General features: G+C 63.5%; 11 protein-coding genes and 1 tRNA gene. 2 read left to right on the forward strand and 10 right to left on the reverse strand.

All coding sequences use genetic code 11. The features are described 5' to 3' along the window. Positions 1–5: 5 nt before the first annotated feature. From gltB to B5E66_RS00195, 6 genes are all read right to left on the reverse strand, one after another. Entirely contained in the window at positions 6–4,535 is a 4,530-nt protein-coding gene (gene gltB / locus B5E66_RS00170; RefSeq protein ID WP_087227971.1) for a glutamate synthase large subunit, read from the reverse strand. A gap of 240 nt (positions 4,536–4,775) precedes the next feature. Further along, positions 4,776–5,708 carry an alpha/beta hydrolase gene (locus tag B5E66_RS00175; RefSeq protein ID WP_158098286.1) on the reverse strand — a complete coding sequence of 311 codons (933 nt, stop codon included), beginning with the start codon at positions 5,706–5,708 and terminating at the stop codon, positions 4,776–4,778. Between the two features lie 219 nt (positions 5,709–5,927). Further along, positions 5,928–6,003: transfer RNA gene (locus B5E66_RS00180), tRNA-Ala, on the reverse strand. Positions 6,004–6,067: 64 nt separating this feature from the next. Next, complete coding sequence (locus B5E66_RS00185) at positions 6,068–6,961, reverse strand: sensor histidine kinase (RefSeq protein WP_158098287.1); 894 nt, start codon at positions 6,959–6,961, stop codon at positions 6,068–6,070. Next, a complete protein-coding gene (locus B5E66_RS00190) occupies positions 6,933–7,760 on the reverse strand; it encodes a sporulation initiation factor Spo0A C-terminal domain-containing protein (protein ID WP_158098288.1) in 828 nt (275 codons plus the stop codon). The genes B5E66_RS00185 and B5E66_RS00190 overlap by 29 nt, the downstream gene beginning before the upstream one ends. Beyond that, positions 7,741–8,046 (reverse strand): hypothetical protein, encoded by a 306-nt coding sequence (locus tag B5E66_RS00195; RefSeq protein ID WP_242955878.1) that lies wholly within the window; start codon positions 8,044–8,046, stop codon positions 7,741–7,743. The genes B5E66_RS00190 and B5E66_RS00195 overlap by 20 nt, the downstream gene beginning before the upstream one ends. A gap of 427 nt (positions 8,047–8,473) precedes the next feature. Between B5E66_RS00195 and B5E66_RS00200 the strand changes: the two genes are divergently transcribed. Together B5E66_RS00200 and B5E66_RS13485 are read left to right on the forward strand one after the other, a co-directional pair. After that, on the forward strand, positions 8,474–11,452 hold the full coding sequence (locus tag B5E66_RS00200) for an acyl-CoA dehydratase activase (RefSeq protein ID WP_087227975.1): 2,979 nt from the start codon (positions 8,474–8,476) through the stop codon (positions 11,450–11,452). A 17-nt stretch (positions 11,453–11,469) separates the two neighbouring features. Further along, the gene (locus tag B5E66_RS13485; RefSeq protein WP_087227976.1) at positions 11,470–12,795 is read left to right on the forward strand and encodes a 2-hydroxyacyl-CoA dehydratase; all 1,326 of its coding nucleotides are present in this window, start codon (positions 11,470–11,472) and stop codon (positions 12,793–12,795) included. A gap of 192 nt (positions 12,796–12,987) precedes the next feature. Here B5E66_RS13485 and eno read toward each other — a convergent pair whose 3' ends face one another. The 4 genes from eno to B5E66_RS00225 form a co-directional block, all read right to left on the reverse strand. Continuing rightward, a complete protein-coding gene (gene eno, locus B5E66_RS00210) occupies positions 12,988–14,289 on the reverse strand; it encodes a phosphopyruvate hydratase (RefSeq protein ID WP_087227977.1) in 1,302 nt (433 codons plus the stop codon). 196 nt (positions 14,290–14,485) lie between these two features. Next, on the reverse strand, positions 14,486–17,002 hold the full coding sequence (locus B5E66_RS00215) for an excinuclease ABC subunit UvrA (protein WP_087227978.1): 2,517 nt from the start codon (positions 17,000–17,002) through the stop codon (positions 14,486–14,488). A gap of 74 nt (positions 17,003–17,076) precedes the next feature. Then, on the reverse strand, positions 17,077–17,289 hold the full coding sequence (locus tag B5E66_RS00220) for a hypothetical protein (RefSeq protein WP_087227979.1): 213 nt from the start codon (positions 17,287–17,289) through the stop codon (positions 17,077–17,079). A 144-nt stretch (positions 17,290–17,433) separates the two neighbouring features. Continuing rightward, positions 17,434–19,098, reverse strand: coding sequence for a CTP synthase (locus B5E66_RS00225; protein ID WP_087227980.1), 1,665 nt, complete (start codon positions 19,096–19,098; stop codon positions 17,434–17,436). Positions 19,099–19,121 lie beyond the last annotated feature (23 nt).

Raw genomic sequence — 19,121 nt, forward strand, 5'->3', positions numbered from 1 at the left:
CTCCCTTACCTGCTTTTCTGCTGGGCGTAGAATGCCTCGATCTGCGCCTGCTCTCCGTCAAGGCCGCGCTCTTCCATCGAGGCGATGACCCGCAGCATCCGGTCGTAGTCGTAAGGCAGGACCTTTTTGAATTTGGGCAGGAATGCGCCGAAGCTGTCCAGGATCTCCTTGCCCCGGGGGCTGCCGGTGGCCTCCACGTGCTCCCGGATCAGCTCCTTGAGGGTGGCCACGTCGTGTTTGTGCTCCACCGGCTCCAGGCTGACCGTCTCCTTGTTGACCCGCTGGTAGAAGTCCCAGTTCTCATCCAGCACATAGGCGATGCCGCCGGTCATGCCGGCCGCAAAGTTTTTGCCGGTCTGGCCCAGCACCACCACTGTGCCGCCGGTCATGTACTCGCAGCCGTGGTCGCCCACGCCCTCCACCACGGCGGTGACGCCGGAGTTGCGGACGCAGAACCGTTCGCCGGCCACACCCGAAATAAAGGCTTTGCCGCCGGTGGCGCCATAGAAGGCCACATTGCCGGTGATGATGTTCTCCTCGGGCTTGTAACAGATGCCCTGGGGCGGGCGCACCACGATCTTGCCTCCCGACATCCCCTTGCCCATGTAGTCGTTGCAGTCGCCGGTGAGGCAGAGGGTCAGACCCTTGGGGATGAAGGCCCCGAAGCTCTGGCCGCCCGCACCGGCGCAGTGGACGGTGAAGGTGTCATCGGGAAGGGTATTGCCGTACCGGCGGGTGATCTCGCTGCCAAAGATGGCTCCGAAAGCCCGGTCGGTGTTGGATACCTGGACGCTGACCGACTGGGGGTTCTTGCTGCCCAGCTTGAACTTTTTCATCAGCACCCGCATATCCAGGGTCTTTTCGAGGTGGAAGTCATAGGTGTCCTCGGGCTGGTAGTGGACGTTCAGGTCGCGGATGGCGGGGTTGTGCAGGATGGCGTCCAGATCCAGCTTGGCGGCACGGCCGGCGCAGGGCTTGACGTGCAGCAGGTCGGTGCGGCCCACCAGTTCGTCCATGGTGCGCACCCCCAGCCGGGCCATGTATTCCCGCAGCTCGGTGGCCACAAAGGTCAGGTAATGGATGATGTATTCCGGTTTGCCCATAAAGTGCTTGCGCAGCTCGGGGTTCTGGGTGCAGATGCCCATGGGGCAGGTGTCCAGGTTGCACACCCGCATCATGACGCAGCCCTCGGCCATCAGCAGGCTGGTGCCAAAGCCGAACTCCTCTGCGCCCAGCATACAGCTGATGGCCACATCCCGGCCGCTGAGCAGTTTGGAGTCGCTCTCCAGCCGTACCCGGGTGCGCAGCCCGTTGAGGATCAGGGTCTGATGGGTCTCGGCGATGCCCAGTTCCCAGGGCAGGCCGGCATTTTTGATGGAGGTGCGGGGGGCTGCGCCGGTGCCGCCGTCGTAGCCCGACACCAGGATAACCTGCGCGCCGCCCTTGGCCACACCGGCGGCGATGGTGCCCACCCCCGCCTCGCTGACCAGCTTGACGTTGATGCGTGCATCCCGGTTGGCGTTTTTCAGGTCGTAGATCAGTTCGGCCAGGTCCTCAATGGAATAGATGTCGTGGTGGGGCGGGGGAGAGATCAGGCCCACGCCGGTGGTGCTGTGGCGGGTCCTGGCGATCCAGGGGTAGACCTTGCTGCCGGGCAGCTGGCCTCCCTCGCCGGGCTTGGCGCCCTGGGCCAGTTTGATCTGGATCTCCTCGGCGGACACCAGATACTGGCTGGTGACGCCGAACCGGGCCGAGGCCACCTGCTTGATCTTAGAATTGCTGGCACTGTGGTAGCGCTCCTCCGGCTCGCCGCCCTCGCCGGTGTTGCTGCGGGCGCCGATCTGGTTGAAGGCCAGAGCGATGGTCTCGTGGGCCTCGCTGCTCAGGGCGCCGTAGCTCATGGCCGCCCCCTTGAACCGCTTGAGGATGGACGAGACCGGCTCCACCTCCTCCAGGGGAATGCCTCCGTTGGACGGATAGCTGAAATCCAGCAGGCTGCGCAGGTGCATCCCGTTTTCGCCCATGTTGTCCACCGCCTGGGTGAACTGCTTGAAGGCGCCGTAGTCGTTTTCAAAGCAGGCCTTGCGGAACAGGTAGATGGTCTGGGGGGTGAACAGATGGTCCTCTTTGCCGCTGCGGAACTTGTGTTCCCCGCTGCTGGCCAGCTGCATATTGATGTCCAGGCCCAGCGGGTCGAAGGCGGCGCTGTGCCGGGCCTCCACGTCAGCCTGGATATCATCCAGGCCGATGCCTCCCACCCGGCTGACCGTGCCGGTGAAGTACTTGTCGATGACCTCTTTGGAGATGCCCACAGCCTCAAAGATCTGGCTGCCCTGGTAGCTCTGGATGGTGGAAATGCCCATCTTGGAGGCGATCTTGACGATGCCGTTGAGGACGGCGGTGTTGTAGTCGTCCACGGCGGCATAGAAATCTTTGTCCAGCAGCCCGTCGCCGATCAGCTGGCCGATGGCCTCATGGGCCAGGTAGGGGTTGACGGCGCAGGCGCCATAGCCCAGCAGAGCTGCAAAGTGGTGGACTTCCCGGGGCTCGGCGCTCTCCAGGATGAGGGCCAGGGCGGTGCTCTTTTTGGTGCGGATCAGGTACTGGGACACCGCCGACACCGCCAGCAGGCTGGGGATGGCCACATGGTATTCATCGATATCCCGGTCGGACAGGATGATGATGCTGGCCCCCTCTTTATAGGCCCGGTCCACTTCCAGAAAGACCCGGTCGATGGCCTTTTCCAGGCTGGTGTTCTTGTAGTAGTTGATGGACACGGTGGCCACCTTGAAGCCGGGTACGTTCATGTGGCGGATCTTGAGCAGGTCGGTCTCGGTCAGGATGGGGTTGTGCACCTTGAGCACCTTGCAGTTTTCGGGCTGGTCCTCCAGCAGGTTGCCGTGGGCGCCGATGTAGACGCTGGTGGAGGTGACCACCTTTTCCCGGATGGCGTCGATGGGAGGATTGGTCACCTGGGCAAACATCTGCTTGAAATAGCTGAACAGGGGCGGATGCTGGGTGCTCAGCACCGCCAGGGGGGTATCGGTGCCCATGGCGCCGCTGGGTTCGGAGCCCTGCCGGGCCATTTGCAGCAGGATCACGTTGATCTGCTCATAGCTGTAGCCAAAGGCCTTCTCCAGGCGTGTCAGCTCGTCGGCGGTGTAAGAGGGGACCTTGCAGTTGGGGATCTTGAGATCCTGCAGCTGGACCAGGTTGCGGTCCAGCCACTCGCCGTAGGGTTCCCGGCTGGCGTAGTATTCTTTCAGCTTTTCGTCGTCCACCACCTCGCCCTTGACGGTGTCCACCAGCAGCATCTTGCCGGGGCGCAGGCGGTCCTTGACCAGGATGTTGTCGGGGGCGCAGTCCAGCACGCCCACCTCGGAGGACAGGATCATCCGGCCGTCCCGGGTGATGTAGTAGCGGCTGGGACGCAGGCCGTTGCGGTCCAGCACCGCGCCCACCACGTCGCCGTCCGAGAACAGGATGGCCGCAGGGCCGTCCCAGGGTTCCAGCATGGTGGCATAATACTGGTAGAAGTCCCGTTTTTTCTGGCTGATGTTCTTGTTGTTCTCCCAGGGCTCGGGAATGGTGATCATCACCGCCAGGGGCAGGTCCATGCCGTTCATCACCATGAACTCAAGGGTATTGTCCAGCATGGCGGAATCCGACCCGGCGGTGTTGACGATGGGCAGGATCTTGTTCATGTCCTCCTGCATGATGCGGGAGGAGATGGATTCCTCCCGAGCCAGCATGGCGTCGGTGTTGCCCTTGATGGTGTTGATCTCGCCGTTGTGCAGGATGAACCGGTTGGGGTGGGCGCGCATCCAGCTGGGGGTGGTGTTGGTGGAAAAGCGGCTGTGCACCATGCCGATGGCCGACTCGTAGTCCTCGTCCTGCAGATCGGCGTAGAAGCGGCGCAGTTCGCCCACCAGGAACATCCCCTTGTAGACGATGGTGCGGCTGGACAGGCTGGCCACATAGGTGCCGTTGCTGGCCTGCTCGAATACCCGCCGGACGATGTACAGCCGGCGGTCAAAGTCGATGCCCTTGGACACCTTGGCGGGCTTTTTGATGAAGCACTGCCAGATGGCGGGCATACAGTCCCGCGCCTTCTGGCCCACTACCTCGGGGGACACCGGAACCTGGCGCCAGGCCAGGAACTCCAGCCCCTCCTTGCGGGTGACCAGTTCGAACAGCTTCATGGCGCGGGCCCGCAGGTGCTCGTCCTGGGGGAAGAAAAACATCCCTACGCCGTATTCCCGCTCGGCGCCGATGGTGATGTTCAGACCCTCGGCAACCTTGGAGAAGAATTTGTGGCTGATCTGCAGCAGGATGCCCACGCCGTCGCCGGTCTTGCCTTCGGCGTCCTTGCCGGCCCGGTGTTCCAGATGCTCCACGATGGTCAGCGCGTCGCTGACGGTCTGGTGTGATTTGCGCCCCTGGATGTCCACCACCGCGCCGATGCCGCAGGCATCGTGCTCGAACTGGGGGTCATACAGGCCAGCGGGCGCTGTGCGTTCGGTAAATCGATCCATTTCCTTTCCCATCCTCTGTCGTAATCTCTGAAAAGGCAGTTGACGGGCCGCGGCCCACTCCGCGTCCCGGCGGGTAAAAAAGAAAAGGCGCCCCTGACGGGCGCAGCTGGCCCGTCAGGAACACCTTTGTTCCCGTACTGTTAATTATAATCCGTATTGAATCAAATTCAAGTGACGGATGCAACAAATAATATACCTGAGCCGCACCGGATTTGCGGCAAAACGCACAGGGACAGCCGTTTACAGGCTGTGGTCCAGCAGATAGATCATCAGCCGCTGGGCCATCCTGGCCTCCGGGATGGGAAAAGCAGGGAATACATGGGTCATCCCCTCAAAGACATAAGTGCGGTGGGGCAGGCGTTTCTGGTCCAGGATGCGGTGGAATTTCATGGTGTCAGGGTAGAGGATCTCCCGTGTGCCGGTGATCATGGTGATGGGCGCTACCCGTGCCGGATCTCCAAACATGGGACTGACATAGGGGTTGGACAGCTGGCTGTGGCCGCCGGCCCACATTTCGCCCATGATCCGCAGCCGCCAGGGGGAGAGGGAGGGGTCCAGCTTCTCATAGAGGTCCAGGTCCTCGGGGTCGGTGTGCAGGTCCAGCCAGGGGCAGATCAAAAGCAGCTGGCGGGGCTGAGGGCGGCCCAGATCGCTGAGGCGGTAGGCAAAGCCCAGGGCCAGCCCGCCGCCGGAGGAATCCCCCGCCAGGGTGATCTGCCGGGGACCGTATTGGGCGCACAGACTGTCGTAGAGGGCCAGCAGCTTGGGAAAGGTGTCGGCGTAGCTGTGGTCCGGGATCTTGGGATAGACCGGGAACACCGCCATGGACCCGATGCCCCGGGCCAGGTTGGCCAGCATCTTGAAGTGGAAGCTGGTGGGCGGGTTCATATAGGCGCCGCCATGGAGATACAGCAGCACCTTCTGACGGGGCTTATCCTGCCCGCCCCAGAAAAAAGTCTGCATCCCGCAGCTGTTGTCCTCGGTCACGGGGCAGCCCACCAGCTTTTCGGGGTTGGGGAAGGGCTGGGCGTTGACCTGCTGCATCCTGTCGATATAGGCAAGGCAGTGCTGTTTGGTCTTTTCGGTGCAGGGGGTCTGTTTGCTGGTGGCTTTCAGCAGGGCGTGCAGGCCATGGCTCTGCAAAGAAGGGGAGAGGGTATAGGTGCGCAGCATGATAGCTCCTTTCCGGCATAGAACAGCCGCTGACTGCCTGCCGCCGCCCATGCGCCGGCAGATACGGTATACTTGTAATACAAGTATAGCCTGAACGACAGGAAAGTCAAGGAGAGGGAAGGGAAAAGAAAAAGCCCCAGCATGGAGCCGGGGACACAAGGCAAACAAAAACACCCGCCTGGACGCTTGACCTTGCAAGCACCCATGCGGGCTGTATGATGGTGGACCCGGAGGGATTCGAACCCTTGACCTCTCGGATGCGAACCGAACGCTCTCCCAACTGAGCTACGGGCCCATATCGATGCGGGGCGCGGCGGCGCCCTGCGGCCTCCTTACTATACCGCGTTTTGGCGGAATTGTCAAGGGATTTTTGTGGGGATCGCAAACGGGGCGTCCTCCAGGCCGGGGATGTTTCTCAGTTCCACCACCAGCTGCAGCCAAAGGGCCTGGGCCTTGTACAGGTCTTCCTCGGGGCTGGGGGAGTGGAGGACCGGGCGGACCTGGTCGAGGGCAGGGCGGGGCATGGCCAGGGTGGCCACCGTGCCGCGGCCCCTGGGACGGCGGGACAGCTCCAGCTGCCAGCCGGACAGGCGGCAATATTCCTGGCAGAGCAGCAGGCCGGTGCGGGTGCCGCCCAGGAAATGGGCGCGGTTGGCGTCCATGGAGGCATAGTTGTTGTTGTCCGGCAGGCCGCAGCCTGTGTCGGTCAGGGTAAGGGTCGCACCCCCCTGACCGTCGGGGTGCAGCACAAGGGCGACCGTCCCCCCCTCCGGCGCGCAGGCCCGCAGGGCATTGGACAGCAAATGAAGGCAGATCTGGCTCAAAAAGCGGCGGTCGGCCTGGATGTACAGCGGACTCTGGGAGCCGCAGTCCAGGGTGAGGCGGATGTGCATGCGCTCCTTGAGGGACTGGCTGACCGAGCAGAGCACCCGGACAAAGGCGCACAGATCCAGCGTCTCCCACTGGGGCTGCTCGCCCCCCTGGATGCACCGCAGCAGGGCGGTGGTGTTGTTCAGGGTGCGGTCCAGGCGGCTGGAAGCGGCCTGCATATCCCGCAGGCAGGCCTGGAGCTTGTCGGAGACGGGGGTTTGTTTGTCCTGGATCAGATGGTTCAGGCGGCGCTGGGACAGCTCGATCATATCCAGAGAGCGCTGCCACTCGCCTTCAATGGTGCGAAGAGGCAGCTTTTCCAGCAGGGCGTCCCGGGAAGAGCCGGGGCCATTCTCATACAGGCAGGATCTCTCGTTGTTCACTTTGCAGATCTCCTTCTGGTGACGGCTCTGCCGACTGGAGCAGCAGGTCGGTCTTGATGGCATACAGTAGGGTGCCGGCGGTGAACTTTCCACGGCGGGGCGGCTGACGCTCCTTAAAGGCCCGCCAGGAGGGCAGGTCTTTCTTGTCCAGGGCAGAGATGACGCGGCGGATACCGCTGTCCACGGCCTTGACCGAGACGTTGTGCCGCTCGCTGACCTGCTGCAGGATATCCTTGCGGATGGCCAGCTTCTCCCGGCTTTTCAGCAGCAGGCTGACCGTCTCCAGCAGGTACTCGCAGCCGGAGGTGGACGGCTCGACGCCCCACTCGGTGAACATACGGATCAGGGAGGCCGAGGAGATGGAGCTCTGCTGCATCCGCTCAGGGGCCGCATCCAGCAGCAGGTTGCGCAGCATGGGCAGGTCGGGCGCCTGTACGCCTGCCCGGGCCAGCAGCTGCAGACATTGGCTGTCAGGCAGGGCGGCCTGCTGGCTGTCCAGGCTCCGGGGCGTGATGAGCAGGATCTGGGGCCGGTGCGCCAGGGGCAGTTCCATCACCTGGCGGTACAGCTGGTCGGCGTCCATGTCGCTCAGGGCGGTGTCCAAGATCAGGGCGTGGTAGGGCGGGCCGCTTTGCAGCGCCTGCATCACCTGCTGGCCGGTGGTGTATGCGTCAAAGAGGAACAGGTCCTCTTGGCTGGCAAAATAGCCGCGGCAGACACGCAGAAACTGCCCGTCGTAGCTTGCCGCCGCTACCCGCAGGATATACCGGTCGCTCTTTTCACTCACTGCAAACGCCATCCTTCCCATCCAACTGCTGTATTATGGGGTAAAAATCCGCAATAACGTCCCGCCAAATCTCTGGCTGGACTGCATTTTCATACAGATACCGCAAAACAGGGTAGCAGGACTGGGGTGGCGCATCCAAAACCAGACTGTCGCAGCAGGCTGCCGCACCGGTACGGGACAAGGTCAGCCGGCAGGGACCGCTTGTGCCTGCAGGGGCCAGCGCATAGGTCAAATGATAAGGCAGCTGCAGCTTCTCGATCGCAGAAAATTCCCTGGTCAATGGTGCATATGCTTTCATGATACAGATTCTCCTCCTGCATAGATCCGTTTGTAACTTGCCCCACGGTGATGGACCATATCGAGGCTATGCTTTTATTTTAATGAAGCCCCGGCCCGTATGCAACGAGAAAAATGCGTCAAAATGCGTCAGCGGGCGTCGCAAGCGCGGCAGGAAGAAAGCTGTTTTTATAAGGATACCGCGAAACGCCCCGTTCTGCAAGCCTTTTTTGGCGAAAAAGAGTGACAAATGGGCGGCATTCACAGAATGTTTGCTTTTTGGTTACAGAGAAAGTAGAAATTTCGTGTAAAATAAAGTGAACCGATTGCGTCCTGTAAAAAAATACGATATAATTTATTATGTTTGCGGACGGGACTCTCTGTTCGCTATCTAACAATGGGTGGGGCGGGCGCCCCATCATGGCATTCCCTAGCAGGAGGATCAAAACTTGAGAGTTGGTCTTGATATAGGCAGCACGACCATCAAATGCGCCGTGCTGGACGAACAGGAGAAGCTGCTGTATTCGACCTACGAGCGTCATTACAGCCACATCCTGGAAAAGGCGCAGGAACTGCTGCGCCGCATCGATAAAGAGTACCTCCATGGCGGCAAAGCGCTGCTCAGCATTTCCGGCTCGGCCGGCATGGGTCTGGCGGACAGCTGCGGCGTGCCCTTTGTGCAGGAGGTGTTTTCCACCCGGGTGGCAGTCAAGCGGTTTGTGCCCCAGACCGACTGCGTCATCGAGCTGGGCGGCGAGGACGCCAAGATCCTGTTCCTCACCGGCGGCACCGAGGTGCGGATGAACGGCAGCTGTGCCGGCGGCACCGGCGCCTTCATCGACCAGATGGCCACCCTGCTGAAGATGAGCGCCGACGAGATGAACCGGGCGGCAGAGGGGGCCCAGCGCACCTACACCATCGCTTCCCGCTGCGGCGTGTTCGCCAAGAGCGACGTGCAGCCCCTCATCAACCAGGGCGCCCGCGCCGAGGACATCGCCGCCAGCATCTACAAGGCCGTGGTCAGCCAGACCATTGCGGGCCTGGCCCAGGGCCGGCCCATCCAGGGCAACATCCTGTATCTGGGCGGCCCCCTGACCTTCAGCTCGGTGCTCCGCCAGAGCTTTGACGAGGCGCTGGGGGTCACCGGCATCTGCCCCGAGAACAGCCTGCTGTATGTGGCGCTGGGCGCAGCCCTCTATGCCGACAAGGCCTTCAACCTGTCGGAGGTGGCCTCGGCCCTGGACCGCTACGCCGCCACCGCCACCTACGCCAGCGAGCCGCCCCTCTTTGCCAGCAAGGAGGAGTACGAGGCCTTCCATGCGCGGCATATGTCCCACAGCGTGCCCTATATGCCCTTTGGGGCCCAGTGTGGCCCGGTGCATATCGGCATCGATTCGGGTTCGACCACCGTCAAGCTGGTGGTGGTGGACGAGCAGAGCCGCATCCTCTACACCAACTACCAGCCCAACCTGGGCAATCCGCTGCCCCTCATCCAGGAGCAGCTGCTCAAGATCTACCATGAACACCCGGGCCTCCAGGTGGCCAGCGTGACCACCACCGGCTACGGCGAGGACCTGGTCAAAAACGCGTTCCGCTGCGACTATGGCCTGGTGGAAACGGTGGCCCATTTCACCGCCGCCAAATACTTCATGCCCGACGTGGATTTCATCATCGACATCGGCGGCCAGGACATGAAGTGCTTCAAGATCGAGGATGGGGCCATCAGCAACATCTTCCTCAACGAGGCCTGTTCTTCGGGCTGCGGCAGCTTTTTGCAGACCTTCGCCCAGGCTCTGGGCTACGATGTCAAGGAGTTTGCCGCTCTGGGCCTGTTTGCAGACCGTCCGGTGGACCTGGGCAGCCGCTGCACCGTCTTTATGAACAGCTCGGTCAAGCAGGCCCAGAAGGACGGCGCCAGCATCGAGAACATCAGCGCGGGCCTGTCCATCAGCGTGGTCAAGAACGCCCTGTATAAGGTCATCCGCGCTTCCAGCCCCGAGGAGCTGGGCCGCAAGATCGTGGTGCAGGGCGGCACCTTCTACAATGAGGCGGTGCTGCGCGCCTTTGAAAAGGAGATGGGGGTGGAGGTCATCCGCCCCGACATTGCCGGCCTGATGGGCGCCTATGGCGCGGCCCTGTTCGGGCTGCGGCGCAGCCATAAGGCGGGACAGCCGCGTTCCTCCATGATGAGCCAGGAGGAGCTGGAAAACTTCACCCAGAAGGTGGTCAGCGTCAAGTGCGGCGCCTGCGGCAACCACTGCCAGCTGACCGTCAACACCTTCGCCGACGGCCGCAAGTACATCTCGGGCAACCGGTGCGACAAACCCGTCACCGGCAAGGGCGAGGACAACTCCCTCAACCTCTACGCCTACAAGCAGGAACTGCTGGCTTCCTATAAGCCGGTGCCCGGCAAGCGCGGCTCCATCGGCATCCCCCTGTGCCTCAACTTCTATGAGCTCCTGCCTTTCTGGCACGCGTTCTGGACCCGGCTCGGCTTTGCGGTCCATGTCAGCCCGGTGTCCAGCCGGGGCCTGTACCTGGCAGGCCAGGCCACCATCCCCAGCGACACCGCCTGCTTCCCGGCCAAGCTCAGCCACGGGCACATCAAGGCCCTGTCGGCCATGCAGCTGGACGCCATCTTCTACCCCTGCCTGACCTACAACATCGACGAGGGCCTGGGGGACAACCATTACAACTGCCCGGTGGTGGCTTACTACCCCGAGGTGCTGGAGGGCAACTGCCCCGAGCTGGAGGGCAGGAAGTTCATCAGCGATTACATCGGCATCCACCGCCCCAAGGACTTTGTCCACAAGATGGCCAAAGAGATCCTGCCCAAATACTTTGGCGGCATCTCCCAGAAGGAAGTGCAGGAGGCCGCCGACGCGGCCTACGCCGAGTACGCCGCCCATATGGCCAAGATCCGTGCCAGGGGCGGGCAGATCATCGACGAGGCCCGCCGCCAGGGCAAGCGGATCATCGTGCTGGCCGGCCGGCCCTACCATGTGGACCCGGAGGTCAACCACGGCATCGACCGGCTGATCGTCCGGCACGGGGCCGCGGTGATCACCGAGGACAGCATCTCGGACCGTGTGCAGAAGTTCCCCACCAGCGTGCTGAACCAGTGGACCTACCACAGCCGCCTGTATGCGGCGGCCAAATACTGCACCACCCAGCCCGATATGGACCTGGTGCAGCTGGTCAGCTTCGGCTGCGGCGTGGACGCCATCACCACCGACGAGACCCGCGAGATCCTGCAGGAGGGCGGCAAGCTGTACACCCAGCTGAAGATCGACGAGATCACCAACCTGGGCGCGGTGAACATCCGCCTGCGCAGCCTGTTTGCGGCTTTGGAGGAGCGGGACGAGGTGGCCCGGGAGAAAAAACAGGAGCAGGCCGCCGCGCCTGCCCAGCCCGCCGCCGTCCGCTGACCAGATAGGAGGTTACCGTGGAATACAATTATCCCAAATTCACCAAGGAGATGAAGCAGACCCACACCATCCTCATCCCCAACATGGCGGTGACCCAGTTCCGTCTGCTGAAATACGCCCTGGAGCACGAGGGCTACCGGTGTGAGATCCTGGGCAACTGCGGCAGCGCCGTGGCCCAGCTGGGTCTGAAGTATGTGCACAACGACACCTGCTATCCGGCGCTGCTGGTCATCGGCCAGTTCATCGACGCGCTGAACAGCGGCAAATACGATCTGGACCACACCGCCCTGCTGATCACCCAGACCGGCGGCGGGTGCCGTGCTTCCAACTACATCCATCTGCTGCGCAAGGCCCTGGTCAAGGCGGGCTACCCCCAGATCCCGGTGGCCAGTTTGAACTTCTCGGGCCTGGAAAAGGACAGCGGCTTCCAGATGACGGTGCCCCTGCTGCGGCAGGCGGTGGCCAGCATCTTCTATGGGGATATGCTGTGCGCTCTGCGCAACCAGGTGGCGCCCTATGAGGATACCCCCGGCGCGGCCGACCGCCTGGTGGATACCTGGATCAGCCGTCTGGGCCGGGCCCTGCTGGCCGACAAGGGCTATACCGCCCGGGAGATGAAGCACACCTTCCCCCTCATCGCGCGGGAGTTTGCCACCATCCCGGTCACCCGGGTGCCCAAGGTCAAGGTGGGCGTGGTCGGGGAGATCTACGTCAAATACAGCCCCCTGGGCAACAACGACCTGCAGAAATTCCTGGAGTCGGAGGGATGTGAAGTCAACTTCCCCGGCCTGATGGGCTTTGTGCAGTACTGCGCCTTCAACATGGGGGAGGACCACGTCCTCTACGGCGGCGGCAGCGTCAAGAAGTTCGGCGTGGACCGTCTGCTGGACTGGCTGGACGGCATCGAGCGCTCGATGCTCAAGGCCATTTCCGGCGCGGGCTTCTATGCCCCCGGTCCCTTCAAGGAGCTGATCGAAAAGCCCAAGGGGGTCATCTCGCTGGGCGCCAAGATGGGGGAGGGCTGGCTGCTGACCGCCGAGATGATCGAGCTGGTGCAGGGCGGCTATCCCAACATCGTCTGTGCCCAGCCCTTTGGCTGCCTGCCCAACCACATCGTGGGCAAGGGGATGGTCAACAAGATCCGGGCGCTGTACCCCATCGCCAACATCACCCCCATCGATTACGACCCCAGCGCCACCAAGGTCAACCAGGAGAACCGCATCAAGCTGATGCTGGCGGTGGCCAAGGAGAGGCTGGAAAACCCCGCCCCCGTGGATGCAAAGCCCCTCACCGCCGAAGAACTGGCGGGCGGCGCGCCCACCATCGGCCGGCACGGCGTCTGAGGACGCAGTCCTGGGCCGTTCCATAAGAATACCGCTGCGCCGGGCCAGACCCGCGCAGGAAGTCCGAAAGGGCCTGCTCTCTGCAAAGACAGAGGGCAGGCCCTGTTTTGTTCTGCCGGGACGCAAAAAAGGGCGGCGCAGCCCGAAAGCTGCGCCGCCCTGCGGCGGTTCTGGGTTCAAACGGCCATGCGCTTAGCGCTTGACCTGGAAAGCGCCCATGCCGGGATACACGGCGGAAGCGCCCAGCTCCTCCTCGATGCGGAGCAGCTGGTTGTACTTGGCAACACGCTCGGTACGGCTGGGAGCACCGGTCTTGATCTGGCAGGTGTTCAGAGCCACAGCCAGGTCGGCAATGGTGGTGTCCTCGGTCTCGCCGGAACGGTGAGAGGTGACAGCGGCGTAGCCGGCCTTGTGAGCCATCTTGATGGCCTCCAGGGTCTCGGAGACGGAGCCGATCTGGTTCAGCTTGATCAGGATCGCGTTGCCGCAGCCCATGCTGATGCCCTTGGCCAGACGCTTGGTGTTGGTGACGAACAGGTCGTCGCCCACCAGCTGGACCTTGTCGCCCAGCTCGCGGGTCAGCTCCTGCCAGCCCTCCCAGTCCTCTTCATCCAGGCCGTCCTCGATGGAGATGATGGGGTACTTCTCGACCAGGCTCTTCCAGTGAGCGATCAGCTCGCTGGAGGTGTACTCGGTGCCGGCCTTGGGCAGCTTGTAGTGGCCCTTGCCCTTGACGGGATCCTTCCACTCGGAGGAAGCGGCATCCAGAGCGATCATGAAGTCGGCGCCGGGCTTGTAGCCGGCCTTCTCCACAGCGGCCAGGATGGTCTCGATGGTCTCCTCATCGCTGGACAGGTTGGGGGCAAAGCCGCCCTCGTCGCCCACGGAAGTGGCCAGGCCCTTGCTCTTCAGGATGGACTGCAGGTTATGGAAGACCTCAGCGCACATACGCAGAGCCTCCTTGAAGGAGGTAGCGCCCACGGGCATGATCATGAACTCCTGGGTGTCGACGGTGTTGGTAGCGTGTGCGCCGCCGTTCAGAATGTTCATCATGGGGACGGGCAGGCGGTTGCCGTTGACGCCGCCCAGGAAGCGGTACAGGGGCAGGCCCAGGGAAGCGGCGGCAGCGCGGCAGACTGCGATGGACACAGCCAGGATGGCGTTGGCGCCCAGGTTGGACTTGTCTTCGGTGCCGTCGGCCGCGAGCATCGCAGCGTCCACAGCGTAGATGTCGGAGGCGTCCATGCCGACGATGGCGTCAGCGATGACGGTGTTGACATTCTCCACAGCCTTGGTCACGCCCTTGCCCAGGTAACGGCTCTTGTCGCCGTCACGCAGCTCGAGGGCCTCGAACTCGCCGGTGGAAGCGCCGCTGGGGCTGCAGCCGCGGGCGACGGTGCCGTCAGCCAGGGTGACCTCAGCCTCAACAGTGGGGTTGCCGCGAGAGTCCAGAATCTCACGACCGACGACCTGTTCAATTTCCAGATAATTCATGATCGAATACCTCCTGATTTCTCATTATCCTGCGCAGGGCCCGGCGGAGGGCCGTGCCCCTTGGCGGGCAGGCAGCCCTGGGGGCTGCGCCTGCCTGATGCGCGCCTGATTATCTTTATTCTACCACACACCGGCCCAAGGCTCAAGAGTGAAACGGGAAGTTTCGTTCGTTATTATTCTAACGATACGCGCCGGCTCACAGCTGCCCCTGCAAATGCCGGGCCAGATACAGGCCGGTGGCGCTCTGGGGACAGGCTGCCACCTGCTCCGGGGCGCCGGCGGCCACCAGCCGTCCGCCGGCCTGGCCGCCGCCGGGACCCATGTCCACCATATAGTCGGCGTTGGCCATCATGTCCAGGTCGTGCTCGATCACCACCACCGTGGCCCCTGCCTGCAAAAGACCCTCAAACACTCCGATCAGGGTGCGGATGTCCAGCGGGTGCAGGCCGATGGTGGGCTCGTCGAACACAAACAGGGCGTCGTCCTGGGGGCGTCCCATCTCAAAGGCGATCTTGAGCCGCTGGGCCTCCCCGCCCGAGAGGGCAGGGGTGCCTTCGCCCAGGGTCAGGTAACCCAGTCCCAGCTGACTGAGCAGGTCCAGCTTTTCCTCCACCTTTTTCACCCCGCGGAACAGCTCCCGGGCCTGGTCCACCGTGCAGGCCATCAGCTGGGGCAGGCTGACGGTGCGGCCGTCCCTGGCGGTGTAACGGATGGCATCGGCCTCTCTGGCGTAGCGCAGCCCCCCGCAGTCGGGGCAGGTGACCGCCACATCGGGAAGGAACTGGATGTCCATGGTGATCTGTCCGGTGCCGTCGCAGCCGGGACAGCGCAGGGAACCGGTGTTGTAGGAGAAATCCCCGGCCTTGCGTCGGGCGGCTTTGGCCTCGGGCAGGGCCGCAAACAGCCGCCGCAGATCGTCCAGCACCCCGCTGTAAGTGGCCACCGTGGAGCGGACGTTGGCCCCGATGGGGGCCGCGTCGATCATGTTGACCCGGCGGATGCCCTCGGCCTCCAGGGCTTTGACATGGCCCGGCAGGGGCTGTCCGGCGATCCGGGCCTGCAAAGCGGGCACCAGGCTCTCCAGCACCAGGGTGGTCTTGCCCGAGCCGGATACCCCGGTCACCACCGTCAGGCGGCCTTTGGGCAGCCGGAGGCTCAGGGGATGGACGGTATGCAGGGGACCGGTCTCCAGGGTGATGGCGCCTTTGGCAAACAGCGCTTCGCCCTGGACGCGCTGCCGGGCCCGGATCACCTGGCCCCCCGCCAGGAAAGGTCCGATCAGGCTGTCGGGGTCTTGGGCGGCGTTCTGCACCGTGCCGGCGGATACCACACGGCCCCCGTACTCCCCGGCGCCCCGGCCCATCTCCACCAGCCAGTCGGCGGCCCGCAGCACCTGGGTGTCATGCTCCACCAGAACGACGGTGTTGCCGTGGCTTGTCAGGTCCCGGATGACCCCCAGCAGGCCCTCCACATTGGCGGGATGCAGCCCAATGGAAGGTTCGTCCAGCACATACAGCACGCCGGTGCTCTGGCTGCGTACCGCCCGGGCCAGCTGTACCCGCTGCCGCTCTCCGGTGGAAAGGGTGCTGCCGGCCCGGTCCAGGGCCAGATAGCCCAGGCCCAGGTCCAGCAGGCGGCGGGCGGTGTTTTGGAATTGGGATGCGATGCTGGCGGCCATCTCCTGCATGGGAGGGGGCATCTCCCCGGGCACGGCGGCCACCCAGCCGGTCAGTGCGTCCAGCGTCATGGCCGAGGCCTCGGGCAGAGAAATGCCCCGCAGCAGGGTGGAACGGGCCCGGGCGCACAGCCGGGTCCCGCCGCAGTCGGGGCAGGGGGACTGTTTGAGGAACTTTTCCACCCGCTTCATCCCCTTGTCGTCCTTTACCTTGGACAGGGCGTTTTCCACCGTATACACCGCGTTGTAGTAGGTGAAGTCCAGCTCGGCGGCCTGGTTGGAACTCTTGGCCTTGTAGAGGATGTGCTTTTTGACGGCGGGGCCGTGGTAGACGATCTCCTTTTCCCGGCTTGTCAGGTCCCGGAAAGGCACGTCGGTGCGCACCCCCATCTCCCGGCAGACGTCCACCATCAGGGACCACATCAGGCTGTTCCAGGGTGCCACGGCCCCCTGGTCGATGGTCAGGCTGTCGTCGGGCACCAGGGTGCTCTCATCCACGGCGCGCACCACGCCGGTGCCCCCGCAGGTGCGGCAGGCCCCGTCGCTGTTGAAGGAAAAGCTCTCGGCGCTGGGCGGGTCGAACACCGCGCCGCAGACCGGGCAGGTCAGCCTGCGGTCCAGCGCCACGTCGGGACTGGGGGGCAGGTGATGGCCGTTGGGGCACAGGTGGCTGCCCAGCCGGGAATACATCAGCCGCAGGCTGTTCAGCAGCTCGCTCATGGTGCCGAAGGTGGAGCGCACCCCCGGCACGGCGGGGCGCTGGTGCAAAGCCAGAGCCGCCGGGATGTTGGAGATGCTGTCGATGCGGGCGGCGGCCGCCTGGGTCATCCGGCGGCGGGTGTAGGCCGACAGGGCGTCCAGATACCGCCGGGAGCCCTCGGCGTACAGCACGCCCAGGGCCAGGCTGGATTTGCCCGACCCCGATACCCCTGCCACTGCGGTGACCTTGCCCAGCGGAATGTCGATGTCGATGTTCTTCAGGTTGTGCACCCGGGCGCCCCGCACCTGGATGGCAGTGGGACCGTGTTGGTTTGGCATGGAAAAACGCCTCCTTCATCAAAAAGCAAAACGCCCCGTCCGGCCGGCAGGGGCAGGCGGACGGGACGTACGGGTCAGTCTGCAAAAATGCAGTAGATCACGGAATATTGATAAGGGCCTGTCGCAAGGACGCGCCCGTTGGAGATGACGGTGATGGAGTCCCCCTGGACCTCCAGGACGTAGAGATGCTCGGCGGAAGGGTGAAGGACACAGAGCAAAAGGGCACAGGCCACAAGGCAGATGAGGACAACGGTGAGGATACGGCTGCGCCGTTTTGTGGGATCCATGGGAAAACCTCCTTCCAGATGCAGGCAGCGTGCCATTACCTGTATTATAGGGGAACGGGCCGGAAAAGTAAAGAGCGGGCACGCGCAAAAAGCCCCGCCTTTCCGATGCGGGAAAGACGGGGCGTGATGAAAAGGCAAACAGGCTCAGCGGTTCACTTTCTTGTCCGCGGCCAGGTAGGGATCCATGCTGCTGCGGCCCGCCGACTTGCGGTTGTCCAGGCTGGCGGCGATGAAGGCCTTGAACAGGGGATGGGCCCGGTTGGGACGGCTCTTGAACTCGGGATGGAACTGTGCGCCCAGGTGGAAGGGACGGCCGGGCAGCTCCACCGTCTCCACCAGACGGCCGTCGGGGCTGGTGCCCGAGATGACCAGGCCGGCGGCCTCCATCTCGGCGCGGAAGTCGTTGTTGAACTCGTAGCGGTGGCGGTGACGCTCCCAGATCAGGTCCTGGCCGTAGCACTGGGCCATCTTGGTGCCGGGGGCCACCTTGCAGGGATACTTGCCCAGGCGCATGGTGCCGCCCTTGGGGATGTTGCCCTGCTGGTCGGCCATCAGAGCGATGACGTTGTGGGCGCCGTCGGGGGTGAACTCGCTGGAGTTGGCGTCGGCATAGCCCAGCACGCCCCGTGCGAACTCGATGACCATGATCTGCATCCCCAGGCAGATGCCAAAATAGGGGATCTCGTGCTCCCGGGCCCAGCGGGCGGCGGCCACCATCCCTTCGATGCCGCGGTCGCCAAAGCCGCCGGGCACGATGATGCCGTCCACATCGCAGAAGGCGGCGGCGCAGTCGGCGTCCGAGCGCAGCTCCTCGCTGTCCACCCACTTGATCTCCACCTGGCTGTCGTTCTCAAAGCCGGCGTGGTACAGGCTCTCCATCACCGACAGGTAGGCGTCGTGCAGCTTGACATACTTGCCCACCAGAGCGATGGTGCAGGTGCGGGACCGGGAGGCGATGCGGGCCACCACGTCCTTCCACTCGGCCAGGTCGGCGGCGGGGACGTCCAGATGGAGCTTGTCCACCACCACGTCATCCAGCCCGTTGGAGTGCAGCATCAGAGGGCACTGGTAGAGGCTGGGCATGGTCAGGTTCTCGATGACGCACTCGGGCTTGACGTTGCAGAAGGTGCTGATCTTGCGTCGGATGTCGCTGCCCACGCTGCCGTCTGCCCGCAGGATGATGATGTCGGGGCTGATGCCCATCCCCTGGAGCTCCTTGACCGAGTGCTGGGCGGGCTTGGACTTGTACTCGTTGGAACCCGAGATATAGGGCACCAGCACCACATGGATGTAGCAGCAGTTGTCGTGGCCCTGCTCGATGCCCACCTGGCGGATGGCCTCCAGGAAGGGCTGGCTCTCGATGTCGCCGGTGGTGCCGCCGATCTCGGTGATGACCACGTCGGCCTCGGTGGAGGAGGCCAGATTGTAGATGTAGCTCTTGATCTCGTTGGTGATGTGGGGGATGATCTGGACGGTCTGGCCCAGGTATGCGCCCTGGCGCTCCTTGTTCAGCACGTTCCAGTAGACCTTGCCGGTGGTCAGGTTGGAATATTTGTTCAGGTTCTCATCGATGAAGCGCTCATAGTGCCCCAGGTCCAGGTCGGTCTCGGTGCCGTCGTCGGTGACGAAGACCTCGCCGTGCTGCAAAGGGCTCATGGTGCCGGGGTCCACGTTGACATAGGGGTCCAGCTTCTGGCTGGCCACCTTCAGCCCGCGGCACTTGAGCAGCCGGCCCAGCGAGGCCGCCGTGATCCCCTTGCCCAGGCCGGAGACTACGCCGCCAGTCACAAAGATGTATTTCGTCGCCATATTCGGTTCCTCCATCTGCCCCG

The sequence above is a fragment of the Faecalibacterium sp. An121 genome (genome assembly GCF_002160915.1).
In the GTDB taxonomy this organism is placed as follows: Bacteria; Bacillota; Clostridia; order Oscillospirales; family Ruminococcaceae; genus Faecalibacterium; species Faecalibacterium avium.

Coding starts and splice junctions, on each gene's coding strand:
- B5E66_RS00190 (WP_158098288.1), bottom strand. CDS start 7,760: ATGGCGTTTGCAGTGAGTGAAAAGAGCGACCGGTATATCCTGCGGGTA.
- B5E66_RS00220 (WP_087227979.1), bottom strand. CDS start 17,289: ATGGATCCCACAAAACGGCGCAGCCGTATCCTCACCGTTGTCCTCATC.
- B5E66_RS00215 (WP_087227978.1), bottom strand. CDS start 17,002: ATGCCAAACCAACACGGTCCCACTGCCATCCAGGTGCGGGGCGCCCGG.
- B5E66_RS00225 (WP_087227980.1), bottom strand. CDS start 19,098: ATGGCGACGAAATACATCTTTGTGACTGGCGGCGTAGTCTCCGGCCTG.
- B5E66_RS00195 (WP_242955878.1), bottom strand. CDS start 8,046: ATGAAAGCATATGCACCATTGACCAGGGAATTTTCTGCGATCGAGAAG.
- gltB (WP_087227971.1), bottom strand. CDS start 4,535: ATGGATCGATTTACCGAACGCACAGCGCCCGCTGGCCTGTATGACCCC.
- B5E66_RS00175 (WP_158098286.1), bottom strand. CDS start 5,708: ATGCTGCGCACCTATACCCTCTCCCCTTCTTTGCAGAGCCATGGCCTG.
- eno (WP_087227977.1), bottom strand. CDS start 14,289: ATGAATTATCTGGAAATTGAACAGGTCGTCGGTCGTGAGATTCTGGAC.